Genomic DNA, 8,663 nt, shown 5'->3' on the forward strand with positions numbered 1-8,663 from the left:
GGAGTCCTGGCGGCATGCTCACCGTGGCGTTCTCCGCCTACGACCTGACCTCGATCAGGTTCGCGTACTCCCCGCTCAGGGAGGTCTCCACCGGTGTCCACGCGCTGCGTACTCCCGCCGGGCGCGTCCTGCACCTGCCGTGGTTCAAGCAGGTCCGCTCCCACCTCGGCGGTGATCTGGCCCCTCTGCTCGACCTCGTCCCCGGCGGCCCGTACATCCCGGACTTCCTGTGCCCCGTCCCCACCAGCCCGACCCCGGACCTGGCCGGCGAACTGGCGGTCCTGCGCGCCACCCCCCACGAGATCATTCAGACGGACCTCGGCCGCATGGCCGACGAGACCCCGGGCTCGCTGACCGGCTGCGCCCTGGAGCTGTACCGGGATCCCGCCTCGGGCCTCGACCGGCTGGTGCGCGCCATCGAGGCCTACTGGCGGCTCGCCATGGCACCGCACTGGGCGCGCATGCGCAACCTGCTCGAAGGCGACCTGCTCTACCGCGCCCGGCAGTTCGCCGAACGCGGCCCTGCCGGGGTGTTCGCGGACATGCACCCGGCCATCCGCTGGGAAGATCGCACCCTCTACCTGGAGGAGCGTCCGGAGGAGCTGTCGCGGACGCTGAACGGCGAGGGCCTGCTGCTGGCCCCGTCCGTCTTCGTCTGGCCCGAACTGCTCTACCGCACCGACTCTCCCGGCCAGGCGGCCATCACCTATCCGGTGCGTGCCATCGCCACCCTGTGGGAACGCGGCACCGCGCCCGCCCCCGACGCGCTGGCCGCTGTCATCGGCCGCTCCCGCGCACTGCTGCTCGGTGAGCTCGACGCCCCCGCCTCCACCACCGACCTGTCCCGGCGCACCGGCCTGGCCCCCGCGAGCGTCTCGGAACAGCTCACCCTGCTGCTGGCGGCCGGTCTGGTGACCAAGCACCGTGTCGGCCGGGTCATGCTCTACGTCCGCACGCCCCGCGCCCAGGCCCTGCTGGGCGATTGATTCGGCGCAGGCCGAATGTGTCGCCGGGCGGCGTGCGTCACCACACCATGCACTCATGACGATCACGGCTCCCGCCCGCCCCACCGTGTTCCAGGGGCTGCCCAAGGTGTTCTGGCTGCTGTTCTCCGGTCAGCTGGTCAACAGGTTCGGCGGCGTCGTGCTGCCGTTCCTGGTGTTCTTCCTGACCGGCCGAGGCTACGCGGCCGCCCAGATCGCCGCCGTCGTCTCCGCGTACGGGCTGGGTGGTCTGGGCGGGCAGCCGCTGGGCGGCTACCTGGCCGACCGGTTCGGCCGCCGCGCCACCCTGATCGGCGGCCTGCTCGCCACCGCGGCCTGCGTGATCCTCATCGCGGCGGCCGGCAACCTGCCCTGGCTGATGACCGCCGCCCTGGCCATGGGACTGGCCGGCGACGTCTACAGGCCCGCCGCCTCTGCGCTGGTCGCCGAGACCACTCCGCCGCACCTGCGGCCGAAGGCATTCGGGCTCATGCACTGGGCGGTCAACGTGGGCACCGCCGCCGCGGGCGCCGTCGCCGGACTCCTGCTCGCCCACGGCTTCTGGCTCCTGGTCGTTCTGGACGTGACCACCAGCCTCGCCTTCGCCGCGATCGTCGCCGTCGGCATCCCCCGCAGCCACGACACCGCGAGCGCCAAACCCGCCCGCCGCGGCTACGCGACGGCCGCACGCGATCGGGTGCTGATGGCGGCGCTCGTCTTCCTGCTGATCGGCCTGATCCTCTACGCCCAGGCCGCCTACGCGCTGCCCTTGGCGCTGGCCGCAGACGGGCTCCCGGCCACCCTGTACGGGCTGCTCGTCACCGTCAACGGCGCCATCGTGGTGGTCTTCCAGCCGCTGCTCGTCTCATGGCTGTCGCATCTGCCGAGGCTGCCGGTCCTCGGCCTGTCCATGACCGTGGTGGCTCTCGGCCTGGCCCTGACCGGTGTGGCCGACCGGCCCTGGCACTACGTGGCCACGGTGGTGCTGTGGTCGATGGGCGAGATCGGCATGGCGGGCTTCGAGGCGACGCTGATCGCCGACCTCACACCTGAGGGAGCCCACGGCACCTACCAAGCCCTGTACGGCTGGACCACCGCCATCGCCCGCTTCGCCGGCCCGGCCGTCGGCGCCGTACTGTTCCAGGCAGGGATCCTGTGGTGGGCCTGCGCCGCGACAGGCATCCTGTGCGCGGTGTTCGCCTTCGTCCTGATACCGGCCGTCGCGCGCCGCGAACGGGCCATAGCGTCGCCGGCGTGAGATCCCGGCCCATACTCGGATCCCGCACTTCCGCTTCGTGGCGCAGGCTCGGTGTGTGTGGGTGTTCGACGCCCGGTGCCGTGAGGGGCGGGAGGCGTCGGCCGGATGGAATCAGCCGAACAGTATCGCCACGTCCAGGCCGCCCCCGGGGCGTGGGTGGGCCGTCAGCTTCGCGCCGTGTGCTTCGGCGACGGCCTGCACGATGACCAGGCCCAGTCCGTGGCCGTCGGCGGTGTGGGTTCGTTGGGTACCGAGTCGCTGGAACGGCTGGAAAAGCCGTGGCAGGTCCTGCGATCGGATGGTTGGGCCGGTGTTTGCGACCGATAGGCGGGCGCGACCATTCGTGAGTTCGGTGGCGATGGTGACGTGTCCGTCGGGAACGTTGTGATGGAGCGCGTTGTCGACCAGGTTGCCGATCATGCTGGCGATCAGGTCGGGGTCACCGCTGATCGGTGTCGGGTCCAGCGACGCCTGAACCGTGATGGTTCGCCGGGTGGCCTCCGCACGGCGTGACAGCATCACCCCCTTGGTGACATCGGCCAGGTCGACCACTTCCCGGTGATCGAGGCCCTTCTGTCCTTCCGCCAGCGTGAGCAGGGCGCCGATCAGACGTTCCTGCCGTTCGCCGAGACCGAGTGCTTCCTCGCACGCGGCTCGCAGGCTGGCCTCGCTCGCGTCGGGGTCGGCGAGCGCGACCTGGAGTACGGCGCGCTGACCGGCCAGCGGGGTGCGCAGCTCATGCGAGGCGTTGGCCACGAAGTGGCGCTGCGCCGCGAACGCGGAGTCCAGCCGCTCGAACAGGTCGTCGAGGGTGCGCCCCAGCCTGGTCAGCTCGTCGTCCGGGCCGCGCAGACCGAGCCGCCGGTTGAGGTTCGTGGCTGAGATCTCCTGGGCGGTCACGGTCATGGCGCGCAGCGGGCGGAGAAAGCGCCCGGCCAGCCACCACGCGATCAGCACGGTGAGGACCACGACGATGATCGCGCTGATCACGAGCGCGGCATCGACCTGCCGGGGGGCGGTGTCGGGCGGAGGGGCGGTGTCCCCGGCCCGGAGGCGGATCCGGTCCCTCCCGAAGAGGAAGCCGGCGAACAGCAGCATAGGCACGACGACGGCCAGAACCAGGCCGGCGTACAGCGTCGTGAGCTGCGCGCGCAGGGACGGCCGGCGTGGGTGGTGCAGGGCGCGGCCGGCACGGCCGGTCACCGTCGGGTCCGATGCGGGATTCATCGCGGGGCTCCGATCCGGTAGCCGCCCTCACGGATGGTTTCGATCACCGGCGGTTCGCCGAGTTTGGCCCGCAACCGGCGCACCGTCGTCTTGACGGCCGTGGTGAACGGGTCAGCGGCCTCGTCCCAGACCCGTTCCAGCAACTCCTCCGCGGACACAACCCGGTCGCCGGCAGCGAGCAGGCATTCCAGCAGGGCGAACTCCTTAGGGGTGAGATCCAAGCGCCGTCCGCCGCGAAAGGCCACCCGCCGGCTCGGGTCCAGGGTCAGATCTTCCGCCTGGAGGATCGGAGGAACGGCGGGCGCCGAGCGGCGCCCCAGCGCGCGTACGCGAGCCACGAGCTCGGCGAAGTCGAACGGTTTGGGCAGGTAGTCGTCGGCGCCCAAACCCAGGCCCTCGACTCTGTCTCGCACGGTGCCTGCGGCGGTGAGCATCAGCACCCGAGACCCGGTGCCACCGGCGGCGATGTGCCGGCACACGTCGTCGCCGGGTGTGCCGGGCAGGTCGCGGTCCAGCACCACCACGTCGTATCGGGTGCCGGCCAGGTGGGCCAGAGCGTCGTCGCCGTCGAGAACGACGTCCACCGCCATGCCCTCGCGGCGCAACCCGGTCCCGATCGTCCTGGCCAGGACCTCGAAGTCTTCGACGACCAGAACTCGCACGACCGTCCTCCTTCTCGTTGGTGGCGCCGCGTTCGGCGGGCGCGACCGCACTGCTCACGATGCCAGGGATCCGGTGTCGGCCGGGTGTCAGCCGTTGACACCCGGCCGGCACCGGCCGTGCCGTACAACCATCCCGGCGAGGCGTCCGCGAGAGGCACGACCCGTGAGCAGGGTGTCCGTCACACGAGCGAGATTCCCTTCGGAAAGGACCAGACGTGAGAGATCCACGGTTGACGCGGCGCAGGTTCCTCGCCGTCACCGGTGCCGGTACGGCAGCCGGCGGACTGCTGACGACCAGCTCGGTGGGCAGCGGCGGCGGACTGCTGCCGACCGGATCGGCGGGCAGGGCCGACGTGGCCCCACGGGACCTCACCCAGGCGGTGCTCGCGGCCTTCGAGCGCCACCGGCTCGTCGCGATCGGTGAGACACACGGCCAGCAGGAACACGGTGACGCGCAGCAGATGCTGCTTGCGGATCCGCGGTTGCCGCAGGTGGTCGACGACATCGTCGTCGAGTTCGGCAACGCGCTGTACCAGCCGATCGTTGACCGGTTCGTCGCCGGTGGGGCTGTCGACGACCGAGTGTTGCGGCAGGTCTGGCGGAACACCACGCAGTCGCCCGGGGCCACCGGCGACCAGCCGATCCGTGAACAGTTCTTCCGGACGGTCCGCGCCGTCAACTGGGCGCTGCCTGCGGAGCGGAGGATCCGGGTGCTGCTCGGGGATCCGCCGATCGACTGGTCCCACATCACCACCCAGGACCAGGTGGATGTCTTTCTCGCCCAACGTGACGCCCACATGGCGTCAGTGGTGAAACGGGAAGTGCTCGCCAAGAAACGCCGGGCACTGATCTGTTACGGCAGCGGGCACGTGATGCACTCGCCGGAGCCAGGACAGAACGCCGACCACGGAGTCCCGCTGATCGAGGAACAGACCGGCCGGCACGTCTATGTGATCGTGGCCGGTAGCCATCCCCGCTTGGCGACCTGTCCACGGCGCACCGTGATCCCGTGCTCAGGCAGCTGGCTGGAATCCATCGACGCGGGACAGTTCATGGACGCGCCGCGGCTGTGCGGCGTCCCCTTGGGAAAGCTGGCCGACGCCGTGCTGTACCTGGGGCAACCGACGGACCTGACACAGTCGCAGTGGAACCCCGCGATCTTCCTCGACCCGGTGTACTGGGCGGAACTCCAGAGGCGCAACGCGATCAACGGGAACCTCGTCGACCTGGAACAGTACCGGCGGCAGCAGCCGATCACTGTGCCCGCGCCACCTCCCGCGGGCTGCGGTGACTGACGGCGATAGCGCGGATTCACCCCAGGGCGTCGCCGCATCCGCAAGGTCACCGGTGACCGGATCCTGGTTCGCGCCGGCCGGCACCATGGTCCCCGCCCCCGCCCCCCGCACGCCGGCCCGGCCACAAGCAGCAGGAGACACGGGGGTTAGCGCGGGAAAGCGACAGGGCGGCGGGACCGGTCCGTCCGGTCCCGCCGCCCCGTTCCCGTCGATGGAGCCGGGCAGGCTCCCCGTCAGGAGTCGTGTGCGGCCGCTCCCGATGCGGAGCCGTTCACGACGAGCACGCGCTCGCGCTCGGGCACCTCGATGGCCGGGAACGTGCCGGTGTCGACGATCCCGTGCTCCCGGTATGCCGCCTCGATCAGCGCGTGCGCCTGGGGTTCGAGCTTCCACAGCGCCCGCCACTCCTTCGCCGCGAGGAGCGGGATGCCGACCTCCTGGGCGATGTCGGCGGCCCGGGGGACGTACCTGCGCGCGATCTGCTGGTCCCAGTACTGCCGGGCGGCCCGGAGCTGAGCCGCGCGCTGGGCGGTGTCGACGACGGGCGGCGCCGGCTCGGCCGGGACGTCCTCCTCCTCGTCGTCGATCAGCTCGGCGATGGTCGCGGCGGGCAGCGCGGGGGGAGCGGGCTGCTCGGGCTCGGGCACCCAGGGCACCGGCGGAGCGAGGTCGATCAGCGCGGAGGTGTTGTAGAGCGCGCCGATCTGGGACAGCAGGGCCTCCTGCCGCTTCTCGTCCACGGCCAGGCCGGTGTACTCCACCGCCTGGTCCATCGCCTTGTCGAGCCTGGCCATCGCGACGCGCAGCTTCCGGTCGGACGCCCCGGCCTCGCGCAGCGCGCGGACGCGCTTGGCGGCCAGCGCCACCCTGGTCAGCCTGCGGTGGGCGTCCACCTCGCTCGCCGTACGGTCGCTCGCCTCGGCCAGGCCTATCCGCACCAGCACCCGCTCGGGGGTGAGCCGCCAGTTGATGCGGCCCCGGCCGGTGATGCGCACCCGCTCGATGGCCATGCCGCGCTCCCACAGCCAGGCGGCCACGAGCGGCGCGGCGAGACGGAAGACGGCCTCGGCGACGCTGCGGGCGTCCATGCTCGACAGGACGGCGGACAGGGACGTCAGCACCCACACGGCCAGGCCGTCGATGCCGGCCGAGTAGTTCTCCCGCATGTTGCGGCGCGCGCGTACGGCGCTGGTGATGACGGCGACCTCGATGAAGGCGAACAGCAGGAGCCGCAGCGGCCCGTCGAACCCGAGGACGTCGCCGGAGAAGCGCCACATGCCCTGGGCGGAGACGCCCGTGGCGATGCTGGCGGCGACGATGGTGAGAACGTCCTCGGTGGGCCGGCCGGTCGCCCAGCGGCGGAACAGGCGGATCAGGGCACGCAGGGCGAAGAAGGCCAGGACCAGCAAGACCAGGGCGATGACGCTGATGATGATCGTTTCGACCGTATGGGCCGACGCGAAGGCGGTTATTTGGTCAATGGGGGGCATCAGTCACGGTCTCTCGACGTCCGATGGTTTTCCTCGAGATCATTCCAGAATCGCGTCGTTCTTTGGTGCGAAACACGCCTCTCCGTGAACACTCCGTCGCCGGGGGTTCGGAGCCGTTCGCCGAGTCGTCGCGCGTCAACGGAGGTGCGGCCGCGGCGGGACGGCGAAGGGCGGCTTCTGCCCTCGGAGCTGGGTGGCCCCCTACTGCTCGTCTGCGTTCACCGCAGCGGCTCGGTCGCGTTGGCCGACCCGGCCGGCGTGCCGCAGAACACCTCCTTGACCAGCCCGTCGAGCAGCTTCTGGAAGTCCTTCACCGGTCCCCGGGTGGCCGAGTCGACCCAGGTCACCGAGCCGGTCAGGGTCGTCCTGCCATCGGGCGAGCTGTACATCAGCGCGCCGTAGCCGTGGGGCGGGCTGCCGTTGTGCTGGTAGACGGTGCCGCAGTTCGGGCCCAGGTCCTGGGCGAACACCCCGAGACCGTAGCCGAGCTTCCCGTACGGCTCGCGCATCTCGGCCAGCAGCTCGGCAGGCAGCAGCCTGCCGCTGTTCAACGCGGAGAAGAATGTGGTCAGATCCTGGGTGGTGGAGATCAGGTCACCGGCGCCGGCCAGCAGGGACAGGTTCTGACGGGAGATGTCGACCGTCTTGCCCTGGTAGCTGTAGTAGGCGTGGGCGTGCGGCCCGGGCAGCTGTGTCCGGTTGCCCGCGGTCCTGGTGGCCGACATCCCGAGCGGTCGCAGGATCCGTCGCTGCAGCTGTTCGTCGTAGGAGCGGCCGGTGACCTTCTCGATCAGCAGCAGGATGAGCGTGTAGTTGGTGTTGGAGTAGTTCTGGTCCGTGCCGGGCTCGAACCGCGCCGGCTTGGACAGCGCCAGCCGTACCAGCTCCTCCGGCTGGTAGCTGTGGAACCGGTTGTTCAGCCATGCGTCGCCGGTGGCGGGGATCCCCGGCACGAACCTGCCGTCGTCGTAGTACTCGCCGGTGTAGTTGAACACCCCGCTGGTGTGCTGCAGCAGCATCCGCACGGTGATCCGCCGGTCCAGCCCGAACTCGGGCAGGTAGTCATTCACCGGGGTGTCCAGTCCGATCTTGCCCTCGGCCGCCAGTTGCAGCACCAGGGTCGCGGAGAAGGTCTTGACGACGCTGCCCGTCCAGAACCGCCCGTTCGTCGGCGGCTTCGCGGCCGCACCCAGCTCGCGCACTCCGGCGCTGGCGGCCCACTCGCCCCGCCGGTCGTTCACGCGCAACTGCACCCCGGTAAAACCGGCATCGACGAACGCCTGCATGGCCTTCTGCAGCTCCGGGCGGTCCTGCCTGGCAGCCGCTGTCAGCACGGTCACGCCGCTGTCCGCGATGGCCGATCCGGAGGTGCCTGTTCCGGCCAGCAGCGCGGCGGCCAGCGCTGTGACGGCTACGCGCCGCAGCGCCTTGGCCGCTGATGGGAGTTGGGTTCTCATCGTTCCTCGTCTTCGGTGTCGTGCCCAGGCGAACAGCTCGCCGGGCGATGAGGGGATGGGAGGCCGGGTGCCGGTGGGCGGCCGCGTGTCCCGTCAGCTCGCCTACCGGCAGGTACGTCCCCCCAGGTGTGTTTCCGGTGCTCGAGCCCCGGTTATTGAGCCGGTCCGGCCTGGCCGCCGCCGAACACCTCGTTGACGAGCCTCTGCGTCGCCTTCTGGAAGGCCGCGCCCATGGACATGGCGGCGTCGTCCACGTAGTTCAGGGCGGCGGTCAGGGTCTTGCCGCCGTCG

At 70.8% G+C, this 8,663-nt stretch carries 7 protein-coding genes; 3 read left to right on the top strand and 4 right to left on the bottom strand.

All coding sequences use genetic code 11. The features are described from left to right. Nucleotides 1-14 precede the first annotated feature (14 nt). Both FLW16_RS35105 and FLW16_RS35110 read left to right on the top strand, forming a co-directional pair. Nucleotides 15-986, top strand: coding sequence for a DUF5937 family protein (locus tag FLW16_RS35105; RefSeq protein WP_221891433.1), 972 nt, complete (start codon nt 15-17; stop codon nt 984-986). A gap of 55 nt (nt 987-1,041) precedes the next feature. Further along, a complete protein-coding gene (locus tag FLW16_RS35110; protein WP_142564792.1) occupies nt 1,042-2,241 on the top strand; it encodes an MFS transporter in 1,200 nt (399 codons plus the stop codon). A gap of 111 nt (nt 2,242-2,352) precedes the next feature. Here FLW16_RS35110 and FLW16_RS35115 read toward each other — a convergent pair whose 3' ends face one another. Together FLW16_RS35115 and FLW16_RS35120 are read right to left on the bottom strand one after the other, a co-directional pair. Then, nucleotides 2,353-3,444, bottom strand: a complete 1,092-nt coding sequence (locus FLW16_RS35115; protein ID WP_221891434.1) for a cell wall metabolism sensor histidine kinase WalK — start codon at nt 3,442-3,444, stop codon at nt 2,353-2,355. 20 nt (nt 3,445-3,464) lie between these two features. Continuing rightward, nucleotides 3,465-4,130: a response regulator transcription factor gene (locus FLW16_RS35120; RefSeq protein ID WP_142564797.1), complete on the bottom strand. Its 666-nt coding sequence runs from the start codon at nt 4,128-4,130 to the stop codon at nt 3,465-3,467. Between the two features lie 230 nt (nt 4,131-4,360). On the opposite strand from FLW16_RS35120, the gene FLW16_RS35125 reads away from it, so the two are divergent. Then, nucleotides 4,361-5,425, top strand: a complete 1,065-nt coding sequence (locus FLW16_RS35125; protein ID WP_142564799.1) for a ChaN family lipoprotein — start codon at nt 4,361-4,363, stop codon at nt 5,423-5,425. Nucleotides 5,426-5,658: 233 nt separating this feature from the next. Here FLW16_RS35125 and FLW16_RS35130 read toward each other — a convergent pair whose 3' ends face one another. Together FLW16_RS35130 and FLW16_RS35135 are read right to left on the bottom strand one after the other, a co-directional pair. Further along, nucleotides 5,659-6,915 (bottom strand): hypothetical protein, encoded by a 1,257-nt coding sequence (locus FLW16_RS35130; RefSeq protein WP_142564801.1) that lies wholly within the window; start codon nt 6,913-6,915, stop codon nt 5,659-5,661. Between the two features lie 218 nt (nt 6,916-7,133). Beyond that, a complete protein-coding gene (locus FLW16_RS35135) occupies nt 7,134-8,372 on the bottom strand; it encodes a serine hydrolase (protein WP_142564803.1) in 1,239 nt (412 codons plus the stop codon). Nucleotides 8,373-8,663 lie beyond the last annotated feature (291 nt).

Source organism: Microbispora sp. KK1-11 (assembly GCF_006874435.1).
Classification (GTDB): Bacteria; Actinomycetota; Actinomycetes; order Streptosporangiales; family Streptosporangiaceae; genus Microbispora; species Microbispora catharanthi.